Origin of the sequence: Haloferax profundi (genome assembly GCF_001469865.1) — an archaeon.
GTDB lineage: Archaea > Halobacteriota > Halobacteria > Halobacteriales > Haloferacaceae > Haloferax > Haloferax profundi.
The window spans coordinates 1-20,208 of record NZ_LOPV01000177.1 but is presented as its reverse complement, the minus strand read 5'-3'; the positions used below and the strand labels follow the sequence as shown (position 1 = coordinate 20,208).

Annotated in this window: 23 protein-coding genes; 10 read left to right on the top strand and 13 right to left on the bottom strand. The window is 62.9% G+C overall.

Translation table 11 applies throughout. The features are described 5' to 3' along the window. Positions 1 to 128 precede the first annotated feature (128 nt). Entirely contained in the window at positions 129 to 377 is a 249-nt protein-coding gene (locus tag AUR66_RS09570) for a hypothetical protein (RefSeq protein ID WP_058572213.1), read from the bottom strand. 299 nt (positions 378 to 676) lie between these two features. Between AUR66_RS09570 and AUR66_RS09565 the strand changes: the two genes are divergently transcribed. Beyond that, entirely contained in the window at positions 677 to 1,957 is a 1,281-nt protein-coding gene (locus AUR66_RS09565; protein ID WP_082682163.1) for an MFS transporter, read from the top strand. Positions 1,958 to 1,989: 32 nt separating this feature from the next. Here the strand turns inward: AUR66_RS09565 and AUR66_RS09560 are convergent, their stop codons facing one another. Both AUR66_RS09560 and AUR66_RS09555 read right to left on the bottom strand, forming a co-directional pair. Next, on the bottom strand, positions 1,990 to 2,406 hold the full coding sequence (locus tag AUR66_RS09560; protein ID WP_058572211.1) for a DUF3054 domain-containing protein: 417 nt from the start codon (positions 2,404 to 2,406) through the stop codon (positions 1,990 to 1,992). A gap of 21 nt (positions 2,407 to 2,427) precedes the next feature. Further along, entirely contained in the window at positions 2,428 to 3,009 is a 582-nt protein-coding gene (locus AUR66_RS09555) for a class I SAM-dependent methyltransferase (protein ID WP_058572214.1), read from the bottom strand. A 59-nt stretch (positions 3,010 to 3,068) separates the two neighbouring features. Here AUR66_RS09555 and AUR66_RS09550 point away from each other — a divergent pair, with 59 nt between their 5' ends. The 3 genes from AUR66_RS09550 (at position 3,069) to AUR66_RS09540 (ending at position 6,164) form a co-directional block, all read left to right on the top strand. Then, a complete protein-coding gene (locus tag AUR66_RS09550) occupies positions 3,069 to 3,674 on the top strand; it encodes a GNAT family N-acetyltransferase (RefSeq protein WP_058572210.1) in 606 nt (201 codons plus the stop codon). 73 nt (positions 3,675 to 3,747) lie between these two features. Further along, entirely contained in the window at positions 3,748 to 4,728 is a 981-nt protein-coding gene (gene fen / locus AUR66_RS09545; RefSeq protein WP_058572209.1) for a flap endonuclease-1, read from the top strand. Between the two features lie 68 nt (positions 4,729 to 4,796). After that, positions 4,797 to 6,164, top strand: coding sequence for a hypothetical protein (locus tag AUR66_RS09540; protein ID WP_058572208.1), 1,368 nt, complete (start codon positions 4,797 to 4,799; stop codon positions 6,162 to 6,164). 15 nt (positions 6,165 to 6,179) lie between these two features. Here the strand turns inward: AUR66_RS09540 and AUR66_RS09535 are convergent, their stop codons facing one another. Further along, on the bottom strand, positions 6,180 to 7,532 hold the full coding sequence (locus tag AUR66_RS09535; protein ID WP_058572207.1) for an aminotransferase class III-fold pyridoxal phosphate-dependent enzyme: 1,353 nt from the start codon (positions 7,530 to 7,532) through the stop codon (positions 6,180 to 6,182). Positions 7,533 to 7,753: 221 nt separating this feature from the next. On the opposite strand from AUR66_RS09535, the gene AUR66_RS09530 reads away from it, so the two are divergent. Next, positions 7,754 to 9,013: an AI-2E family transporter gene (locus tag AUR66_RS09530; protein ID WP_058572206.1), complete on the top strand. Its 1,260-nt coding sequence runs from the start codon at positions 7,754 to 7,756 to the stop codon at positions 9,011 to 9,013. 6 nt (positions 9,014 to 9,019) lie between these two features. Here the strand turns inward: AUR66_RS09530 and AUR66_RS09525 are convergent, their stop codons facing one another. Next, positions 9,020 to 9,307: a helix-turn-helix transcriptional regulator gene (locus tag AUR66_RS09525; RefSeq protein WP_058572205.1), complete on the bottom strand. Its 288-nt coding sequence runs from the start codon at positions 9,305 to 9,307 to the stop codon at positions 9,020 to 9,022. 522 nt (positions 9,308 to 9,829) lie between these two features. Continuing rightward, entirely contained in the window at positions 9,830 to 9,976 is a 147-nt protein-coding gene (locus AUR66_RS21890; protein ID WP_191965851.1) for a hypothetical protein, read from the bottom strand. A gap of 128 nt (positions 9,977 to 10,104) precedes the next feature. Between AUR66_RS21890 and AUR66_RS09520 the strand changes: the two genes are divergently transcribed. The 3 genes from AUR66_RS09520 (at position 10,105) to AUR66_RS09510 (ending at position 11,378) form a co-directional block, all read left to right on the top strand. Further along, the gene (locus AUR66_RS09520; protein ID WP_058572204.1) at positions 10,105 to 10,314 is read left to right on the top strand and encodes a hypothetical protein; all 210 of its coding nucleotides are present in this window, start codon (positions 10,105 to 10,107) and stop codon (positions 10,312 to 10,314) included. 41 nt (positions 10,315 to 10,355) lie between these two features. After that, positions 10,356 to 11,066, top strand: a complete 711-nt coding sequence (locus tag AUR66_RS09515) for a DUF7117 family protein (RefSeq protein ID WP_058572203.1) — start codon at positions 10,356 to 10,358, stop codon at positions 11,064 to 11,066. A 78-nt stretch (positions 11,067 to 11,144) separates the two neighbouring features. Beyond that, positions 11,145 to 11,378 carry a DUF7385 family protein gene (locus AUR66_RS09510; protein ID WP_058572202.1) on the top strand — a complete coding sequence of 78 codons (234 nt, stop codon included), beginning with the start codon at positions 11,145 to 11,147 and terminating at the stop codon, positions 11,376 to 11,378. A gap of 72 nt (positions 11,379 to 11,450) precedes the next feature. On the opposite strand, the gene AUR66_RS09505 is transcribed toward AUR66_RS09510, so the two are convergent. From AUR66_RS09505 to glyA, 6 genes are all read right to left on the bottom strand, one after another. Next, positions 11,451 to 11,951, bottom strand: a complete 501-nt coding sequence (locus tag AUR66_RS09505; RefSeq protein ID WP_058572201.1) for an NUDIX domain-containing protein — start codon at positions 11,949 to 11,951, stop codon at positions 11,451 to 11,453. Positions 11,952 to 11,968: 17 nt separating this feature from the next. Further along, entirely contained in the window at positions 11,969 to 12,862 is an 894-nt protein-coding gene (folD, locus tag AUR66_RS09500) for a bifunctional methylenetetrahydrofolate dehydrogenase/methenyltetrahydrofolate cyclohydrolase FolD (RefSeq protein ID WP_058572200.1), read from the bottom strand. A gap of 105 nt (positions 12,863 to 12,967) precedes the next feature. Next, positions 12,968 to 13,543, bottom strand: coding sequence for a VIT1/CCC1 transporter family protein (locus tag AUR66_RS09495; RefSeq protein ID WP_058572199.1), 576 nt, complete (start codon positions 13,541 to 13,543; stop codon positions 12,968 to 12,970). After that, positions 13,540 to 13,839, bottom strand: coding sequence for a DUF211 domain-containing protein (locus AUR66_RS09490; RefSeq protein WP_058572198.1), 300 nt, complete (start codon positions 13,837 to 13,839; stop codon positions 13,540 to 13,542). Before AUR66_RS09490 ends, AUR66_RS09495 begins: the two co-directional genes overlap by 4 nt. 64 nt (positions 13,840 to 13,903) lie before the next feature. Beyond that, the gene (locus AUR66_RS09485; RefSeq protein ID WP_058572197.1) at positions 13,904 to 14,512 is read right to left on the bottom strand and encodes a hypothetical protein; all 609 of its coding nucleotides are present in this window, start codon (positions 14,510 to 14,512) and stop codon (positions 13,904 to 13,906) included. Between the two features lie 104 nt (positions 14,513 to 14,616). Continuing rightward, complete coding sequence (glyA, locus tag AUR66_RS09480) at positions 14,617 to 15,864, bottom strand: serine hydroxymethyltransferase (protein WP_058572196.1); 1,248 nt, start codon at positions 15,862 to 15,864, stop codon at positions 14,617 to 14,619. 365 nt (positions 15,865 to 16,229) lie between these two features. On the opposite strand from glyA, the gene tbsP reads away from it, so the two are divergent. Both tbsP and AUR66_RS09470 read left to right on the top strand, forming a co-directional pair. Beyond that, positions 16,230 to 17,054, top strand: coding sequence for a transcriptional regulator TbsP (gene tbsP / locus AUR66_RS09475; protein ID WP_058572195.1), 825 nt, complete (start codon positions 16,230 to 16,232; stop codon positions 17,052 to 17,054). A gap of 63 nt (positions 17,055 to 17,117) precedes the next feature. Then, a complete protein-coding gene (locus tag AUR66_RS09470; RefSeq protein ID WP_058572194.1) occupies positions 17,118 to 18,806 on the top strand; it encodes a YcaO-like family protein in 1,689 nt (562 codons plus the stop codon). Between the two features lie 193 nt (positions 18,807 to 18,999). Here AUR66_RS09470 and AUR66_RS09465 read toward each other — a convergent pair whose 3' ends face one another. Continuing rightward, complete coding sequence (locus tag AUR66_RS09465) at positions 19,000 to 20,139, bottom strand: DUF63 family protein (RefSeq protein ID WP_058572193.1); 1,140 nt, start codon at positions 20,137 to 20,139, stop codon at positions 19,000 to 19,002. Positions 20,140 to 20,208 lie beyond the last annotated feature (69 nt).

Here is a 20,208-nt window from a genome sequence, read left to right as displayed (position 1 = left end):
GCGGGCGTCGCCAACCCGCCCACGTCGTCGCTCGTGAGGAACAATGTCTCTGTCATGTATAGCGAGACGTGACCTTCGGTCAAAACCCTGCGGGCCGAACCGGCGGTCGGTCGGTGCAGCGAGCGTGGTTAGTCTGCGTCGAGAACGGAGGGGGCCGGTGCTGCGTCTGAGGGACCGGAGTTGCGAACCTGTCGGTGAACTGGAGCGGGCGTCGATGGGCCGTTCACGAAGAGGGCGTGGCCGGTGAGGAGCGCGGACACACCTGCAGCCATCGGAACTGCTGTGGTTAACTGCAACCCTGCGAAGACGAGGGTGCCAGTAATTCCGATGAGTGCGAGCGGGATGAGCCCAAGAATGTAGTCGTAATATCCGGTCATAATATATATTATTATACGTGTGTAACTGGTATAGTTCTTTCCCATAGATGACTGATATTCTCTTCGTGGCTTCGAGAATACATTCTCATAAGTTATAGAAGAATAATCGCCAGACGGCATAGACCTATTCGACGATTAAGAATTTCAGAACGCCAAGATTGTCGGTCGTGTGCTGTGTTGAACAGAGCACACACAACTTTCTGTGCGCGCGGGAACTGCCGCGACTCCACACGGTTAACCGTGTTGGACTCCTGCCAGCGCACGTGAACCGTAACGACCGCGCAATCGTCGCACTGGTGATGCTCGCACACGGGATGGTCCACACCTACGAACTGTCTATCCCCATCTTCGTGGCCATCTGGCTTCGCGAGTACGCCATCATCGACCTCGGTCTCTCGGCGATTCCCGTGACGGCGGCGTCGCTGGGCGTGATGACCGGCCTCGGATTCGCGTTGTTCGGGTTAGGTGCCCTCCCCGGTGGAATTCTCGTCGACCGTGTGGGTTCGAAACGCCTCATCGTCGGGTGTCTCGCTGGAATGTCCGGGTCGTTCTTCCTCCTCGCAGCAGCACCGAACCTCGTCGTCGTCGCCCTCGCACTCGTCCTCTGGGGGGCAGCAGCGAGCGTCTACCACCCGGCCGGCCTCCGTCTCATCAGCACAGGTGTCGAAGAACGCGGCACGGGATTCGCGTACCACGGTATCGCGGGCAACCTCGGTATCGGATTCGGACCGTTCCTGACGGCACTCCTGTTGCTCTTCTTCGACTGGCACGTCGTCGCCGGCGTCCTCGCCATCCCAGCGCTCGCCGCGGCGGTGTTCGCGACGCGTGCTGACTTCGAAGAACAGGCCGCCGTCGCCGCAGCAGACGGGAGTGGAGGTAGCGGTGACGACAAATCCTCTACGGGCGTCTCGTCGTTCAGTGAGTTCGTCACAGAGTCGAAAGCCCTCTTCGCAGGCGGGTTCGCACTCGTCTTCGCCGTCGTGATGTTCTCCGGTCTGTACTACCGGGGGGTCACGACGTTCCTTCCCGACCTCATCGGCAACGTCATCGGTATCGAACCGATTCCAATCGCTGCGCTGCTTCCTGCCTCCTTACTCCCAGGGTCTGCCGCCGCCGCACCCACGCTCGAAGTCGAACTGTACGTCTACGCTGGCCTCCTCACCATCGGTGTCCTCGGGCAGTACGTGGGCGGCAAACTCACCGACAGAATCCGAACCGAACGCGGTATCGTCGTCGGGTTCGCCGCACTGGCCGTCGTCGCACTCGCGTTCCTCCCCGTCGCGAGTCTCGGCATCGTCCCACTTCTGGCCATCTGCGCCCTCCTGGGTTTCTTCCTCTTCATGGTCCAACCGTTCTACCAGGCGACAGTCGCCGAGTATACGCCCGCCGGCCTACGGGGCCTCTCCTACGGATTCACCTATCTCGGTGTGTTCGGTGTGGGCGCACTCGGCGGTGCAATCGCGGGGTTCGTCCTCACCGTCGCCACGCCGACGACGCTCTTCTTCGTCCTCGCCGGGTTCGCAGCAGTCGCGTCGCTCCTCGGTGTGACGTTGTTGCGAAAGCGGCCCGCCCCCGCCTGAGACGGCGAGGTGGGCAGTCGAAAGATTCGTTTTCAGACGATACGGAAGTACACGGTTCGCCACACGCCCAGCGCGAGCGACCCGAGGACGAGCATGACGGCGATGAACACGGGTTCTGCGCCGCCTTCGAACAGCGGCGTCCACCGAATCACGGCCCCGAGAATCGCGGCGACGAGCCACGACCGGATGGCGAGCGGAACGGCCGACTTCGCCGACTCGGCGGCACCGGGAGAGTACGCGCCTAAGAGCGGTGCGACGAGTGCCCACGCGATGATGAACGGAACGGCGGTGAGTACCCATCCGACCGGGTTGGCCGAGAGGTACGACACGCCATTGTGCTGAACCACGCCGACGGTCACGAGGAGGAAGATGACGAGGATGTCGCCCACGGCGAGCGGCAACGCCCCGGCATCGAGTCGCTCCTCAAGGAAGGACGTCGAGGTTGCCATACGCGTGAATTCGTGGCCCCCCTAATGGCTCTCCCGTTTTTTCGCGACCATCGTGTACTCGAACCCCGTATCGAGTAGTGACACCTCGAATCCGACTCGCTCGAGAAATCGAGCGAGTTCGCGCGGTGCGGCGAACGACGACCCGAACCCGACGACTCGCTCGGCGACGACCAGTCCTTTCCCGAGGAGTGTCTCCGGGTCGAACTCGCTGATGGCGAAGACGCCACCGGGCGCGAGGACTCGATAGACTTCCTCGGCGACGGCTTGCTGATTCGGCATGTGGTGGAAGGCGTCGACGACGGTCACCGCATCGACCGAGTCGTCGTCGAAGGGGAGAGAGCGGGCGTCTCCGCGCACACAGTCGAGGCCGCGGTTCTGTGCTCGGCCGAGCATCCCGACAGACCTGTCGAGGACGATTCGTTCGGGCGCGTCGAGCGCCAGTGTCGCCCGACCGGACCCACCACCGATGTCGACGACGCGTTCGACCGGGTTGTCGGCGCGGGCGAGGGCAGCGTTGAGCGTCTCCGCCTCGGCCGACGGCATGACGAGGTCGTAGAGCGGTGCGATTCTGTCGAAAAAGCGTACGTCGCCGACGCCGTGCATGGTCTGTTCGATGCACTCACCGGGGAAGGTTCTTCCGCGACGAAGACACTCGTTCACGTATGGAATTCGCCCTCCTCGGGTGGCCGGAGGACGGCCCGCGACTCCGTCTCGACTACCGGCGGTTCTCCTACGCCGGGAAGTTCGTCACGGCGAAGACGGGGAAAACGGTCCTTCGTGACGATGCACCGTTGCCACCGCTGGACGACGAACGACCCCCACCGACAGGCGGGCCGGAGTCGCTCCCGGCACTCGCCGAAGACGTCGTCGCGGCAGTCGCGTTCAACGAAGACCAGACCGACCCGACGACGCTGTGGTTCAGGTACGTCACCGTCAGAAACGACCGGCGAGGCGAGGGTCTCGGCCCCGAACTCCTCCGACGTACTGCCGACGCCGCCGCCGCACGAGGCTACGAGACGGTTCGTATCGCCACCAACAATCCGTTCGCCTACGAGGCGTGCCACAAAGCGGGGTTCGAGTTCACCGGCCGCGAGACGGGGATGGCCGAACTGGTCTTAGAGCGTCCGGCCGCAGAACCCGCCACAGTCTCGCGAGAGACGTATCAGTCGGGATTGGACTGCTACCGGGACCGTGACCTCGGTGAGCGAGAGCGGTCGTTTCTGGCGGCACGTGAGGGAGCAGACCCGCCTGCGATGGACGGACAGTGACCCTCGAACCGTCCCGTCCACGTCGCGCACACACTCGCACCATTGAAACCCTCGCCCCGCGAACTGCCGCCAAATGGGAAACGCAGACTTGCGGACACTCGCGGCACTCTCCGACATCTCGTTCGACGAGGTGGCCGGGAGCGTCGTCGCCGTGGACGCGCACAATTGGCTGTATCGCTACCTCACGACGACGGTCAAGTGGACGAGTTCGGAGAAGTACACGACGAGCGAGGGTGAAGAAGTCGCCAACCTCGTCGGCATCGTCCAGGGCCTCCCCAAGTTCTTCGAACACGACCTGACGCCCGTGTTCGTCTTCGACGGCGGCGTCACGGAGATGAAAGACGACGAGGTGGCGAAACGACGCGAACAACGAGAGAAGGCCGAAGAACGTCTCGAAGAAGCGCGTGAGGCTGGCGACGCCGTCGAGGCCGCACGGATGGAAGCACGCACGCAACGACTCACGCAGACGATTCAGGACACGAGTCGGGAACTCCTCCGTCTCCTCGACGTGCCGGTGGTCGAAGCACCCGCCGAGGGCGAGGCACAGGCGTCCTACATGGCCCGGAAGGGCGACGCCGACTACGTCGGGAGTGAGGACTACGACACACTCCTGTTCGGCGCACCGTACACGCTCCGGCAACTCACGAGCAAGGGAAACCCGGAACTGATGGACCTCGACGGAACCCTCGAAAAACACGACATCTCCTACGAGCAACTGGTCGACATCGCGATGCTCTGTGGCACCGACTTCAACGAGGGAATCACGGGCGTCGGTCCGAAGACGGCCGTGAAGGAGGTCAAGCAACACGGCGACCTGTGGACAGTTCTCGAAACGCGTGGCGAGACGATTCCCAACGCGGACCGCGTGCGCGAGTTCTTCCTCGACCCGCCGGTCACCGACGACTACGACTACGACACGGACATCGACCCGGACGTGGCCGCCGCCCGCGAGTTCGTCACCGAGACGTGGGACGTCGACGCCGACGAAGTCCGCCGCGGGTTCGAACGTATCGAAGAGTCGGTGACGCAGACGGGACTGGACCGCTGGACGTAAGCGGTGCTCCTCGGCTGACCTAACGTCGAGCCAACACGTTTACTTCGGCCGGTTTCGAGTTCGTTCGTATGTCCCCCGACGAGCAACGCCCCTCCTCCCACCCAGACGACGACCGGTCTTCTCTCTCTCGCAGACAACTGCTCGGATTACTCGGTGGCGGTGGCGTCCTCGCTGGCATCGGCTGGTTCGCCCCCGAGTGGTTGCCCGACCCCATCACAGACACCCTGACGACGCTGTACCCCGACCCGTCGAGTAACTACGTCTGGCGGCCACCAGTGAGCGTCGAACATGCCGACGAAGCGGTGCAGCGACTCGAAGACACGGTGGGACGTGCGAAGGCACTTCGGTCACGAATCGACCTCGATTCGGTCGACGAAGATCTGGAATTCCACCTCCGCGGGTCGCCGGCGGGCGGCCACCTCGAATCCGCCAAAGAAGCGCAAAATGCCCGTGACCGTCTCTTCTCAGCCACCTACGGGATGCTGTTCGCCGGTGAAGCCGTCGGCTACGCGAAGATTGCACTCGGTGAAGAGAACCCAGACGGACGTCTCGAACGTGGCCGTGAACTGCGACAGGCGACGGACGACGTGGCCGACTCCATCTCGGAGTACCGTGTCGCCGACGGCGGCCGCGACCTCGGATATCTGTACGCAATCGAACGCGAGGTATCCTTTGCCCGTGTAAGCTCGAACTGGAGCGGAACGTACACCGGCGGCGACCCCGACTCGGTAGACGACTTCTCACCGCACGGACTCGCGAATACGTGGGGGTCGCAGTTGCAAGCGGAGCAACGAATCGAAAACGCTCGCCACTACCGCGAGCAGTATCGTTCAGGTCTCGGGACCGACCCACGGTCACATCGAGAGCGACTGGAGGACGCGCTACTCGGTCTCCTCGCAGAGGTCGACCGCTATCCGACTCGTGACGAGATGCGGACGAAACTCGACGGAGAACTCGAATTGGACCAGTCCACGCCGTACGGGGCCGCCCGCTGGGAGTTGTTCACGCTGTGTTTCGACAACGACTTCAGATTCTTCGGCGAAGACTTCCGCCGCGACCTGACGGTCCTTCGCGTCGTGAAGACCGGTCAGGCCCTCCTCGCGCGACAGGCCCACGACTTCGTTCTCGACGAACTCGACGTCGACCCGAGTGACACCGACTACGACTCGGGGCACACGTTTCTGGCGAAGCGGCAGGCGATGGACGAGTTTCGAGCGACGCGAGACGAGTACGACTCGAACTTCGCGGGCGTCGTCGCGAGCGAGGCAGCATCACGAATCCGCGGTGGCGACGTGGGCCTCACGACCCGGTTCGATGACCAACCGGCGTGGCGAGAACGCGTCGAGGCGTCGGTGTATTACCTCCTCGGGGCGGGGATGATGCGCAACCTCGGCGAGATAATCGACCCGCTATTGACAGTCGAGACGGGCGAGTAAAGAGAGACAGACGGCTTACGACACGTCCTCGATAGCGTCGAGGAGCATGTTGGCGCCGATGTCGACTTCGCGCTCGGTCACGTCGAGTGGCGGGAGGATACGAAGCACCTTGTAGCCGCACGAGAGGGTCAGCAGGCCGCGCTTGAGTGCCGCTTCCTGCACGGCGTTGCGGCGCTCTTTGGTGTCGAACTCGACCGCGAGGAGGAGGCCCTTCCCGCGCACGTCGACGACGGTGTCGGGAGCGTCGTCGCGCATCGTCTCTTTGAACTGCCGGCCGCGAGTGACGGCGTTGTCGAGCAAGTCGTAGTCCTCGATAGCTTCGAGCGTGAACACGCCCTGCATGGAGGAGACGATGTCGCCGGCACCCCACGTCGAAGAGAGGCGACTCTTCTCGTCGGGGAAGATATCTGCTTTGGAGATAGTCGCACCGACGCGGAGTCCTTTCGCACCCGTGATGACGTCGGGTTCCATCGGGTAGTGGTCCGAACCCCACATCTCGCCGGTTCGGCCCACGCCGGTCTGAATCTCGTCGGCGATGAGCGTCAGGTCGTAGTCCTCGACGACGGACGCGAGTTCGTCGGCGAAGTCGTCCGAGGGGAAGCGATAGCCACCTTCGCCTTGAATCGGTTCGACGATGACGTAGGAGACTTCTGAGGCGTCGATGCTCCCCTTCTCGGGGTGGAGTTTCTGCCGGAGTTTCGAGACGGCTAACTCGTGGTCGGCGAAGAACCCGCACGAACACGTCTCTGCGGTACACGACCGGTCGTCACAGAACGGCACGTCGACGACGCCCGAAATTTCGGGGTAGTCCCGTCGGTAGACTGACTTCGAACGGTTGAGTGAGAGTGCGCCGAGCGTTCGGCCGTGGAACGCACCCTCGAAGGTGATGCCGTACTTGCCGCCACCGGAGTTGTCGTAGCAGATTTTGATGGCGTTCTCGACGGCCTCTGCGCCAGAGTTCGAGAGGAAGACCGTGTCCATCCCGTAGTGACTCGTGAGGTCGGTCAGTTTGTCCATGAGCGCGGCGGGGCCCGGGAACCGTTCCTCGCCGGGTGCCGACCCGTCACTCACGTAGAAGTCCTGCCCGGCTATCTTGGTCGGGTCGACCAGGTCGAACTCGGCCATCCGGTCCATGATTTTCGGGTTGTTGTAGCCGAGGGGGGCGGCGGCGACGTGACTCGTGAAGTCGAGGAGGACGTTGCCGTCGACGTCGGTACAGAACGGCCCTTCGGCGTCTTCGGTGATGTCCCAGACGAAGTCGTAGACGTAGGTACTCGGTGCGGCGTGTTCCTGGTGGTACGAGACCCACTCGTTGGCCCGTTCGCCGGGCATCGAATCGACGTGGGGAACCACCGTCTCTCGGTCCATGCGGGGCGCTACGGAGACCCATGTGTTAAGATATTCGTTATCAATGGTGCAATATCGGCGGTAACTCACCGGAGTCTGCCGATTACGATGTTCAGTCTCCCGTACACGACAGGCAAACGTGACGGACTGGTGTCCAGACCTGTCGAACCCGCGATAGGCTTTTGCCGCTTCCCACTCCGTTGTTACGTATGGCTCTCCGTGACATTCAGCGTTCCCGTGCTATGTGGTGGGCCGTCGCGTTTGCCCTCGCCGGCGCGTTCGTCTACATCGTCTACTCGTTTATCGGGACGTTCGTCTTCGGTCTCTTCATCTACTACGCGACGCGCCCAATCTATCGCCGCATCCGGCGACGGATTCGGCCGCCGAGTCTCGCGGCGACGGTGGCGCTCTTCGCCCTCGCACTGCCCGCACTCGGCTTGATGCTCTACGCCTCGACGATTGCCCTCCGTGAGTTCGTAAAGTACGCCAACCGGGTCTCGGCGGACGGTGCGTCTATCAACCTTGCCGCGTACGGTATCGACCCGAAACTCGTCGAAAGCATCGCTAGTCCGCAGGCGCTCTTGGAGTACGACCTCGAGTCACTCCTCACCCCGAGTGCTGCGTCGTCTGTGTTCGATTCGCTCAGCGTGGCCGCGAACACGTTCACGTTCCTCGGTATCGGCGCGATTCACCTGTTTATCATGATCGCGTTCGCCTTCTATCTCCTCCGCGACGACCACAAACTCAGTCGCTGGGGGCGGTCGATGTTCGCCGACGACCAGGGAATCTTGGAGGCGTACGTCCGTGCCGTCGACCGAGACTTCAACAACATCTTCTTCGGAAACATCCTCAACGCGGTTCTCACCGGCACTATCGGCGTCATCGCCTACTCACTCTTGAACGTCATCGCACCTCCCGGCGTCTCGATTCCTGCACCGGCGCTCGTCGGGTTGCTCGCCGGTGTCGCGAGTCTCATCCCCGTAGTCGGGATGAAACTCGTCTACGTTCCAGTCGCGATATACATGGGTGGAGAGGCCTTCATCGCGAACCCACCGGGCCTGTGGTTCGTCTTCCTCTTCGCGGCCGTCTCGTTCGTCATCGTCGATACGATTCCGGACCTCGTCCTCAGGCCGTACGTCTCCGGCCGGAGTCTCCACGTCGGGGCCGTCATGATAGCCTACACCTTCGGCCCGCTGATGTTCGGGTGGTACGGCATCTTCCTCATGCCGATGATTCTCGTGTTGCTCGTGAACTTCGCACGCCTCGTCCTCCCGGAGTTACTGGCCGGCAAGCCGATTCGTCCCTATACGGTCGACCCAGCGTACCTCGTCGACGAGGACCCGATAGACAGCGCAGTCGCTGCTGCAGACGCGGAAAGTGCTGTGAACGGAGAAGAAGGGCCCGAGGACGACTTCGACATCGCGACGGAACTGTCGGAACGAGAGAGTGACCTCTCGGGTCGAGACTCGCGGTCACCCTCAGACGCGAGCCTCGACGGATAACCCAGCTCAGGCTTCGAAATCTTCGGTGATGTACTCTGCTTCCCACTCGTCGCGCGCCTTGATTTCGCGGCGGCCACGTCGCGTCAGCGAGTAGTAGTTGGTCCGACGGTCTCGTTGCCCCTTGTCTACGAGACCCTTCTCGACGAGCGTATCGAGGTTCGGATAGAGTCGGCCGTGGTGAATCTCTTTCTCGTAGTACGCTTCGAGTTCCTCTTTGATCGCCAATCCGTGTGGCTCGTCCAGTCCTGCGATGACGTACAGAAGGTCTCGCTGGAATCCTGTCAGGTCGTACATCGGTAAATTCGAACTGTATGTTATTGTCTAATTCAAATAAACATGTCGGCCTCGACCGATGATTCTCAGTTCGTACGGCCCTACACACCAGAATATGCGCATCTATTTTGTGTTGTTCGATTTACCAATCGAGAAGATGTTCGGTTTCGGGAACCGGATATGTCCACATCTGGATGACTCTTGCGTGCTAAATGGTATGCTGTGTCACGGTTGGGAGAGTGAGACGGCACTCACGGCTGGTACTGACAGGAGTCTGATTCTATGTCTGAACCGGGACGAGAAGACAGCGTCGCGACTCTCTCGTGGTGAGTTTCAGCAGAAGGAAAGCAGGCCGTGCCGGAAATCTCCGGCACGGCGTGCCGCCCTGAATTGGTCCCCGCTGACGCTTCGGCCCTCCAAAGCGAAGCGTCACTATCGGCTACCGTTCGGTTTCACTTAAAGATAACGACGAGTGACAATCACTGACAACAGAACGATACGTATACGATACCGAGACGATACGGATAGAATTGTCTCTCGCACTCACATGTGCTCTTCTTCGAGCACCCAGCCGAGCGCCCGTTTGTAGTGTGTAAGGAGTTTCCGAACGCCTTCGTGCCGCATCTCTTCGGATTCGAGTTCGTCTTTCAGAAACTCGTACTGCTCGCGGACTTCCGATTCACTGCGCATGTATCGACCCTGGTCCCCCGGACGTATGTACACACGGCATTCGTGTAATCTAAACAACTATTATTGGCTCATTCACCGTTCGTGTAAATTGTCTAACTATTATGTGTGCTCGATTTGATGTCCCGAATATGGTCCCCATCCTGCTCGTCTCCCTCGGAAGCTTCCTCGGAACTGTCGGCGTCCTCGTCGCCTACGACCCATCCCCGTTCTGTGACTTCCGCGACGTCTCCCACCCAGAGTCGGCGCTCGATAGTCGCAGCCGATGTCTCTGGCGTCTGGTCGGAGTCGCGTGTGCCGTCCTTGGGGTGGCCATCGCCGCGACGGCGCTCTTCATCTGAGTGTCGTCGTGCTTTTGCGGCGGCGGAACGAACACCGGGACATGGAGATACGCGGCGAGCGTGAGTGCAAAGACTGTGACCGTCAGTGGTCGTACTACGAAACCGGGAGTGTGTCGTGTCCGTACTGCGGAAGCCTCCGAAGCGTCGGCGTCGGCGACAGGGAACGCCACACTGCCGCGCAGGCTGTTCTCGACCTCTCTGCACATCGGGCCGCCGTCGCCGACGGCACGGTCCGCGACGCCGCGCCAGCGCTGAAGTCCGACCTCCGTGAGTACATTCGGAAGACGGGGTACATCCACGGTGGCGAACTCCTCCCGCTCGACGACACGTCGCTCGCCGCCCACGAACTGCTCCACGCCGTCGACGTGGTCGCACGGTCGAACCGCCCGTCGGACGACGAACAACTCTACGTCCTCGACTTGCTCCGCGGTGCCGACGAAGGAGCACGCCCCGACAAACAGGCCGTGCCATCGTCCCTCACCGACGCTCGCGGACTCGCTTACGCGAACGCGCTCGACGCGTACCACGCCGACCTCACGATGTGGCTCGACGACCACCCCGACCCGGAGGCGCGAACGACGCTCGAAACGCTCTCGAACCACCTCAAACGCGTCGAAGCGCTCGAAGGCGATATCCCGCTGGACGAGTCTGACGCCCTCGTTCGTGTCGCACGCGACATCTACACCTACCTCACCGACGACGACTTGGACGCACTCGCATCGGCGCGTGACCAACTCTCGGCGCTCTTCTAAACGGCACCCGGCACACTCAGTCACCTCCAATCGCCTGCTCACCGAACGTTTTTGCCCACCGGCGACCCTTCGCCGACGATGACCGCCGGGTTCGACGTACACGAGGTTCGGCACCGTGTGAAACTGCTCCGCGACGACGGCGACACTATGCTCGTAGAGAACCGAAAGGGCGTGGCCTGTCCGGCCTGCGGCGACACCTTCTCCCAACTGCTCATCTCCGAGCGCCCGGCACACAGTTTCGATATCGACGCCGACACGAGATTTTGCGTCCGGCGGGAGGACGAACGGATGCTCATCGCAACACACGAGTGAGAACGAGAGGACGAAGACGGGACAGAGAACGAGGGACAGCGGAGTGGTCGCGTCGACGGTCCGAACGTGGCGTCAGTCGTCGCGTAAGAATCGAACGAGTGGTCTATCGAGCGTGTCGTCTGGGAGCGTCTCGAACCACGACACGTCGGTCACCGTCTCGTCTTCGAGGCCAGGATCGTCGGTGAGGTCGCCCTCGACGGCGACGTCGTAGATGGCGAAGTGGAACGTCTCCTGCTCGTCCCCGTGGGTGAAGGTCTGTTCCGTGACGACTCGCAGTGGGCCGACCGTCGCGTCGAGTCCGGTCTCTTCTCGCATCTCGCGGACGAGGGCCGTCGTCTTCGTCTCGCCCGGTTCGACGCCACCACCGGGGAGCACCCAGCGACCGTCTTGGTGGACGAGGAGCACCGCTCCGTCGCGCTTGGCGAATCCAGCAACACCCCAGTCGAGGCCGTCACGGATTCGGGCGGCGATTCGCTCGAACGTGTCGGCGTCGAGGTCACGGCGATTGCGTCGCTGGACGACGCCCGCGTCGTCGATAGTCCACTCGCCGTCGATTCCGGGCGGGGAACCCATGTGGTACACGCTCCGCGTCAGGGAAGGTCGACGTCGACGCCTTCGGCTTCTGCGGCCGCTTTGACCGTGTTCCACAGCAGCATCGCGCGCGTCATCGGGCCGACGCCGCCGGGAACAGGCGTGATGGCGCTCGCTTTCTCCTTCGCGGAGTCGAACTCCACGTCACCGACGAGTTTGTAGCCTTTCTCGTTGTCCGCGTCGACGCGGTTGACGCCCACGTCGATGACGACGGTGTCCTCAGAGAGCATGTCGCCCGTGATGAGTTCGGGGACGCCCACGGCGGCGACGACGATGTCCGCCTCGCGGGTCTTCGCGGCGAGGTCCTTCGTGCGGGAGTGACAGACCGTCACCGTCGCGTTGCCGTCGTCTGCCTTCTGGATGAGCAGGTTGGCCATCGGCTTGCCGACGATGTCGGAGCGCCCGACGACGACCACGTCAGCACCCTCAGTCTCCACGTCGACGGACGCGAGGAGTTTCTGGACGCCGTGGGGTGTGCAGGGTTTGAAGCGCGCGTCACCGGCGACGAGACGGCCCACGTTCTCGGGGTGGAACCCGTCGACGTCTTTCGCGGGGTCGATGCGGCGGAGGACGGTCCGGTCGTCGACGTGGTCGGGGACGGGCATCTGGACGAGGATACCGTGGACGTCGTCGTCTGCGTTCAGGTCGTCGACGAGCGAGTAGAGTTCGTCTGCGGGGGTGTCAGGGTCGAGTTCGTAGTCGAACGCCTCGATGCCGACTTCTTCGCAGTCGCGTTGTTTCATCGAGACGTACGTCTGGCTCGCTGGGTCGTCGCTCATTAGCACTGTCGCGAGACCCGGTTTCACGCCGGCGTCTTCGAGGGCGTCGATGGCGTCGGTCAGACCAGACCGAATCTCCTCGGCGACGGCGTTCCCGTCGATGATAGTCGTCATTGGCTCAGACACCGTGCCCCGCCCATTTCAAAGATTCGGAATCGTGCCTATTCTGCGTTTCAAAACGGAGTAAATATGCACGGACATGATTATTTTCTCCGGGACCTACCCACCAAACAACAGATTCACCGCGGCCACGGCCACGCCCGCGAGTGCCATCCGAACGCCGGCGACGTACCACCGCTGGCCGGAGATGGAACCCATGTAGGACCCGAAGACGAACAGGATGGCCGTCCCGAGTGCGACGGAGAGGGCCGTCGCGGTGAACATCGAGAAGAGCGACCCGACGGCGAGGAACGGGAGCAACGGAACGACGATGCTGATGAGGGGACCGAGCCCGCTCGCGACGGAGTTGATGGCTCTCGCGGCGGTCTTGTCGCGTTCGACGACAGTCCCGCGCAGGTCGGTCAGCATCGCTTCTTCGATGCGTTCGAGTTCGGCCAACTTCTCGGCACGTTCTATCTCCCAGACGCTCCAGACGCCGGACGTCGTGAGGCCGACGGCGGCACCGAGGCCGATTTTGACGACTGTCAGCCCGTCCGTGACGCCGGTGAGAAATGCACCGACGACGATGCCGATGCAGGTCAACGCCCCGTCGAACCCGTTCGAGACGAGGTACCGCCGAGAGATGGCGCGGACACTGTCTTGCCGGAGAAGCTCGACGACGCGGTCCGGGGTCACGGCGGTGACCAGTCTTGCGGCACGTCTCGCGACTCGACCATCTCGTCGCCGGCGACGACTTCGTCGATGGAGTGGACCGTCCCGCCGAGATTCGTGATTCTCTCTTCGACTTCGTCCACGTCGATGGAGTCGCCTTCGACGACGACTCGGATGTTCTGCACCTCGCGGTCGGTTTCGAGGAGCAGGGCGTTGGCCCCATCGACGCCGGATGCGGCGGCCACTTTCCGAGCGAACTCCACCGTCGACGGCGCGTGTGGTTTCAGTACGTCGAGGACGAGACGACGAATCGGTGGCATAGTCGTCCGGGTGTACGACCCCGCGAGTAATAGTGTTACTCAGGGAAGACTTTCTCCCCGTCCCTCAGCACGTCGCGTCGGCGAAGGACCGAGGCTCCGGCCCCTGTTTCTCCACACGCGTCGCGCCGGTTTCGAGGTTCACGAGCACCGCTTGCCCGCCGTATCCGTGGGTCTGGTCGTGCCCGCGGACGACGACGCACGTCGTCCCTTCGGGAATCGAAATCGTCTCCGAGCGAGTGAACTCCTGTGTTCCGTGCGCGTGGAGGAGTTCGCGTTTGCCGAGTTCCGTGCCGTCGAGTGATTCGACCACCCACCAGTTCGCGTAGCCATCTTCGCCGTCGTCGTCGTGGAGAAGGGTCACGGAGAATCGGTAGTCCCCGCCCGATTGCTCGAAGGAGACGGCCATCACGTTCGCCTCGCGCAAGTCGAGGTCGTCATTGTCGCCAGCGCTGTCTCCAGCTTCGGGTTGACCACCGTCGGTCGCGGGGGAGTCTGTCGAATCCGAATCGGTCGTCTCGTCCGGCAGGGCCGTAGTGTCGGCACCGCCCGTCCGCGTCGCTGTCGCCCCACTGTCGGTCTCGTCGGTCATCGGTAGGGTTCCACTCGGCGACGTACATCCGGCCACTGCGGCGAGCGACGCTGTGAGTGTGCCGAGGAGAGTACGTCTGCGCATTGGGAGACGAGAGATACGACCGCCGTCCACAAAAAAGCGAGTCGCTGTGTCGGGTCAGACGCACGACTCGTGGGGACGAGAAAAAGACAGAACAGGGGATGCGCTTACTCGTACAGTGGGTGCGCGTCGCAGAGTTCCTGCACGCTGTCGGAGACGTCGGCGAGGACGTCGTCGTTCTCGGGGTCGTCGACGACTTTCACGATGAGTTCGCCGACTTCTCGAATCTCCTCTTCGCCGAAGCCACGAGTCGTGAGTGCGGGTGTACCGGCGCGGATGCCACTTGGGTTGAACGCGGAGCGTGTCTCGCCGGGGACGGTGTTCGCGTTGAGGACGATACCCGTCGATTCGAGTGCGTCCTCGGCGTCGCCGCCGGTGAGGTCCGGGTGGGAGTCACGCAGGTCCACGAGGACGAGGTGCGTGTCGGTGCCGCCGGAGACGACGCTGAGGCCGTGTTCTTCGAACGTCTCGGAGAGGACCTTCGCGTTGTCGACGACCTGCTGGGCGTACTCCTCGAACTCGGGTTCGAGCGCCTCTTTGAAGCCGACGGCTTTGCCGGCGACGTTGTGCATGAGGGGGCCGCCCTGGCCGCCGGGGAAGACGGCGCTGTCGATTTTCGAGGCGTACTCCTCTTTGCACATGATGATGCCGCCGCGGCCGGCGCGGATGGTCTTGTGCGTGGAGCCCGTGACGAAGTCGGCGATGCCGACGGGCGAGGGGTGGACACCGGCGGCGACGAGACCCGTGATGTGGGCGATGTCGGCGAGGTGGAACGCGTCCACGGAGTCGGCGACGTCCTGAATCGTCTCCCACTCGACGGCGCGCGGGTACGCGGAGTAGCCGGAGACGATGATGTCTGGTTCGAACGACGCGGCCTTCTCGGCGAGTTGGTCGTAGTCGATGTAGCCCGTCTCGGCGTCGACTTCGTACTGCTCTACGTCGTAGAGTTTGCCGGTGAAGTTCGCAGGGTGGCCGTGGCTCAGGTGGCCGCCGTGGGTCAAGTCGAGCGAGAGAATCTTGTCGCCGGGTTCGAGCATGGCGAGGTAGACGCCCATGTTCGCCTGCGTGCCAGAGTGTGGTTGGACGTTGACGTGTTCGGCACCCCAGAGTTCTTTGGCGCGTTCGATGGCGAGGTTCTCTACCTCGTCGGCGTACTCACAGCCAGCGTAGTAGCGCTTGCCGGGATAGCCTTCGGCGTACTTGTTCGTCAGGGCACTGCCCTGTGCTTCGAGGACCGCTTCACTGACGTGGTTCTCCGAGGCAATCATCGCGAGTGTGTCGCGCTGGCGTTCGACCTCACCTTCGAGGGCGTCTGCCACAGCGGGGTCGACGTCGCGGACGTGGCTGTAGTCCATGTGTAGTATCCAGCCCAATTAGGGCATAAATGTGTCCCCTTTGGCTACGCCTGCCGGTGTTGTGTTGCACGATAGTGGATATTCACTTCGTGTCACGAGGTGACAATTGCACGAACGCGTAGAGAGTGTCTGATACTGACTTGTCTCACCGCCGAACCCGGTTCCGTCGTCGACCGAACCCTGCCTAATTCGACTACGGCAGTCTACCGTCGACGAGACCAGTTTTCCCACGAGCATTCAGCAGTAAAATTTCTGAAACGAGTTGCTCAATTCGCCCGTAAAACAGTTGGTACAACTCGAATTCGGATACGTTCTGATGGTCGGCTTGCGTTAATATTAAATATATTACTGGCGATATTCAAGCCATGGCTATTCGTTCTAATCTACTCGCTGAGGGGGTAGAGGATATCATCGAATCGGTCCTCACCTCGACGGCGGACGAGGTTTTAGTCGCAAACCCAACCGCCGAAGTAATCGAGGGGCTCGTGACCGTCGCCACCGAGATTGGGTCTGACCTCCCACAGATTCGTCTCGTCGCTGAAGAGAGTGTGTTGAAAGACGTGATGGACGACTTCATCGTCGCCTCCAACGCCGCCAACCTCGTTGTGGACGGTTCACTCTCGATGCGCACCGCGCGCGACGAAGTCGAGAACACGCTGTTCGTCACACCCAACTCCGTCGTCGCACTCGTCGGCGCAGGCGGCAAAGTTGCCGGCCTCGTCACCGACGACGAAGACTTCGTCGAGACGGCGCTCGACGCACACCGAACGCACTGGGAAGATGCACCCGAGTTCAAACTCCGCACCCCAGCGCTCTCCCGCGTCCGAGAGACACTCTCCGAAGACATCGGAGAGGACACGCTTTCCGACTTCGACGCCGTGCTCGCGTCGCTCTCGTCGGCACGCGGTGACGGCGACGGCCTCGACGAAGTGACTATCTCCCTTCTCGTCGCCGCGCGGAACGAAGTGCTTCTCTACGATATCTCCAAGTGGGGCGAAGACGTCGGTATCGCCAGCAAGGCGACGTTCTCCCGGACGAAGACGAAACTCGAAGAACTCGGCCTCATCGACACCGAGAAGGTCCCCATCGACGTTGGTCGCCCGCGCCTCCGTCTGAAACTCGGCGACGACCAACTCGCCGAGGCCGACGTAGACGACCTCGCCGAGGTCGCACAGGACCTCCTCGACTAACCACTTCGGCATCCGTCCGCCGATACCCCCCGCTTTTTTGCGTCACCGTTCGTCGTCGCGTGTATGAACATCGGACTCGTCGGGAGCGGTCCCGCCGCCGAGTCGATTCGCGCGGCCTGTTCCGACATCGACGCATCGGTCACCGAGACGACCCCTGACGCCCTCGACGGGTTCGACCTCGGATTCGTCGTGTCAGCAGTCGGTGACGAGGCATTCGACGTGGCAGACGACGCCGCAGGACGCTGGATTGCGGTCGAAATCGGCGGTATCGGAGGGCACGCTATTGCCGACATCGACGCCGCCGTCTCGGCGTTCGACGACGACAGTGGCCGATTCACCGACCTGCGTGCGCGCGTCGCGTCGACCACCGAATCGAGTGGGCGACCCTCCGGCGACCGGGCGGCGGTCCGTCTCGCCGGTGCAATCGCCGGCCGACGCGGTATCTCGCTCCTCTCCGGCGACGATATCGCAGGCACTGTCGTCGAAGTCCCTGGTCGGGAGCGGTCGTTTCTGCCGGCGCCGTCGTCGACCGACCGTGACCGGACCGTCCGGCGCGACTTTCGCGCCGTCGAGTTAGACGACGCACTCGCGAGGGCCGAGATGGCCGTCGACGAGCGTGTCGGTATCGTCACGCAGGTCGGTGAACGGGAGTCGTTCCCGTTGCCGTACTACATGGCACAGACCGCCGACACGACGGCGTACGCGGATACCCGTGCGGCAGAACTCGCCGGCGGCGCTGCTGCTGGGTGGGACGAAGCCTACATGAAGGCACTCGGTGAAGCGCTCGAACGCTACTCGGCGGGTGTCTATCGGTCGAGCGAGTTCGCCGTCGCACCCGCTACCTCTCGGCCGGGTGCGGTGCCGCCGAGTCGGTTCGTCCGCCCCGACTCGTACCGCGACCCTGACCCGAACGAACCGATTCAGTGGGTCGAAGGCGAGCACCTCGAAACCGGAGCCACCGTCTCACTCCCCGCGGAGTTCGTCCACTACCCACCACCGACAGAGCGACACAAGCCGTCGATTACGACCGGCTTGGGGCTGGGGAACTCCGGGACCGAAGCGATTCTCTCGGGTCTCTACGAGACTATCGAACGCGACGCGACGATGCTCGCGTGGTACTCGACGTTCGACCCGTTGGGGCTCGACGTGGACGACGAGACGTTCCAGACCTTGGCCGCCCGAGCACGATCGGAAGCACTCGACGTGACGGCACTGCTGGTCACACAGGATGTCGACGTGCCTGTCGTCGCCGTCGCGGTTCACCGCGACGACGAGTGGCCGAAGTTCGCGATGGGTTCTGGCGCGGACCTCGACGCCAACAGTGCCGCTCGGTCGGCACTCGCAGAGGCACTCCAGAACTGGACCGAACTCCGAGCGATGGGTCCCGAACAGGCGGCGACACAGGGCGGTGCGATTGCGACGTACGCAGACTTCCCCGACGCGGCCGAGTCGTTCGTCACACCCGACGCGACCATCCCTGCCGACTCCGTCGGGCCAGACGAGATTCCCGACGGAGAGGCGGAACTCGATGCCGTCGTCGAACGCGTCACCGACGCCGGCCTCGACGCCTACGTCGCTCGAACGACGCCGAGAGACGTCGAGCGACTGGGATTCGAAGCGGTTCGCGTGCTGGTTCCGCAAGCGCAACCGCTGTTCGTCAGCGACCCGTTCTTCGCTGACCGCGCCGAGTCCGTCCCGCGCGAACTCGGCTTCGAGCCTCGATTGGACCGCGAGTACCACCCGTTCCCGTAGGTGGCCGGTTCTTCGCTGAACCGTGGCTGACAGCCGACACCCTCCTAACTCGCGCGACGGTGTGTCGGACACCCGCTATCCGTCACGCGGCAGCGATCACAGTATAGCCGTGCTGGCCGCGGTTTTGGATATAAATCTACGGAGGGCTAGATGCCAGCAGGTGTGAGAAAAGCGCGACCGTCTCGCTGGGTGCTTAGACGCCGAACGTCGCGCGGAGCATGTCACGCGTCCCCGGTCCGAGACCGACGGCGAGGACGGCGATGAGGAGCAAGATGGCGTAGCGCGGACTGTCCTCGAATATCTGTTCGTCGAACACCCAGACGACGGCCGTCGCGGCGACGAGTTTCACGAGTAAGAACGGCCACGCGTCGCCGGTGATAGCGAGGATGGACTCCGGAAGCGTCGAGGCGGTGAAGTCGACGACGGCTTTGTTCACCGGGTGCTTCGGGATGAGGTTGTTTCCGGCACCGAGTGCAGTCATCCAGTCGAGGCCGACGACGTTCGCGACGCCGTCGACGGCGTGACCCCAGATGATGACGAGTCCGATGAGACCGGTTCCGGCGTTCACCTCGGGGGCGAATCGTTCGAGGAGGACCCACGTCACCGCGGCGACGGCAGTCGCACCGACGAGGATGACGACGAGAACTTGCGGGTAGAACGTCGCGCCCTGCGCCCCCGTGATACCGATGAATAGCAGGTAGCCCAACGTGACTGCGAGGATGGCGATGCCAGCCCCGAACAGCGGTTTCACGTAGTCGTCGATGACGCCCGACCGTTCGGCAAAGACGCTCCCGACCACGGCGACGAGCGTAATCGCGAAGACGGTCACGTAGATGACCGGACTGATGACGAGTGTGTTCCACGGGTAGGTGATGAGTGCGTCCACCATTCCCGGTGCGTCGTTCGCGTCCTCGACGACGCGGAACGCGCCGCCGAAGAACATGAACGGGATGAGGGCGTAGAAGAATCGTGGTCTCTCGCCGATGTCGAGGCGGCGAAGGAGGAACACCACGCCCGTGAGGGCGATGACGAGCGTGACCATGTATCCGACTTCCGAGACGAGCGTGTAGCCGGGAAACGCGACTGGTTGGGCCGCCGCGGCGCACGCCGACGAACTCCCGAGGTACTCCGTGACGCCGGTTGCCCGCGTCGCACAGACCGCCGAGTTCGCGTCCGCCTGAACCGGGCCCCAGAAGTACTTCCAGATGAAGCCGTCGTAGACGACGCGAGGGAACGCGAGCGACCCGCCGACGAGTGCGACGAGGATGGCCGCGACGCCGAGGCCCCAGAGGCGTTCGGGGTCGAGACCAATTCGCTCTGATACCGTTGCCATAGCCGAAACCCCGACGGCGGGACTGTTTAGGGTTCCGGTCTATCGCACTCTCGACGCACGCCTCGTTCG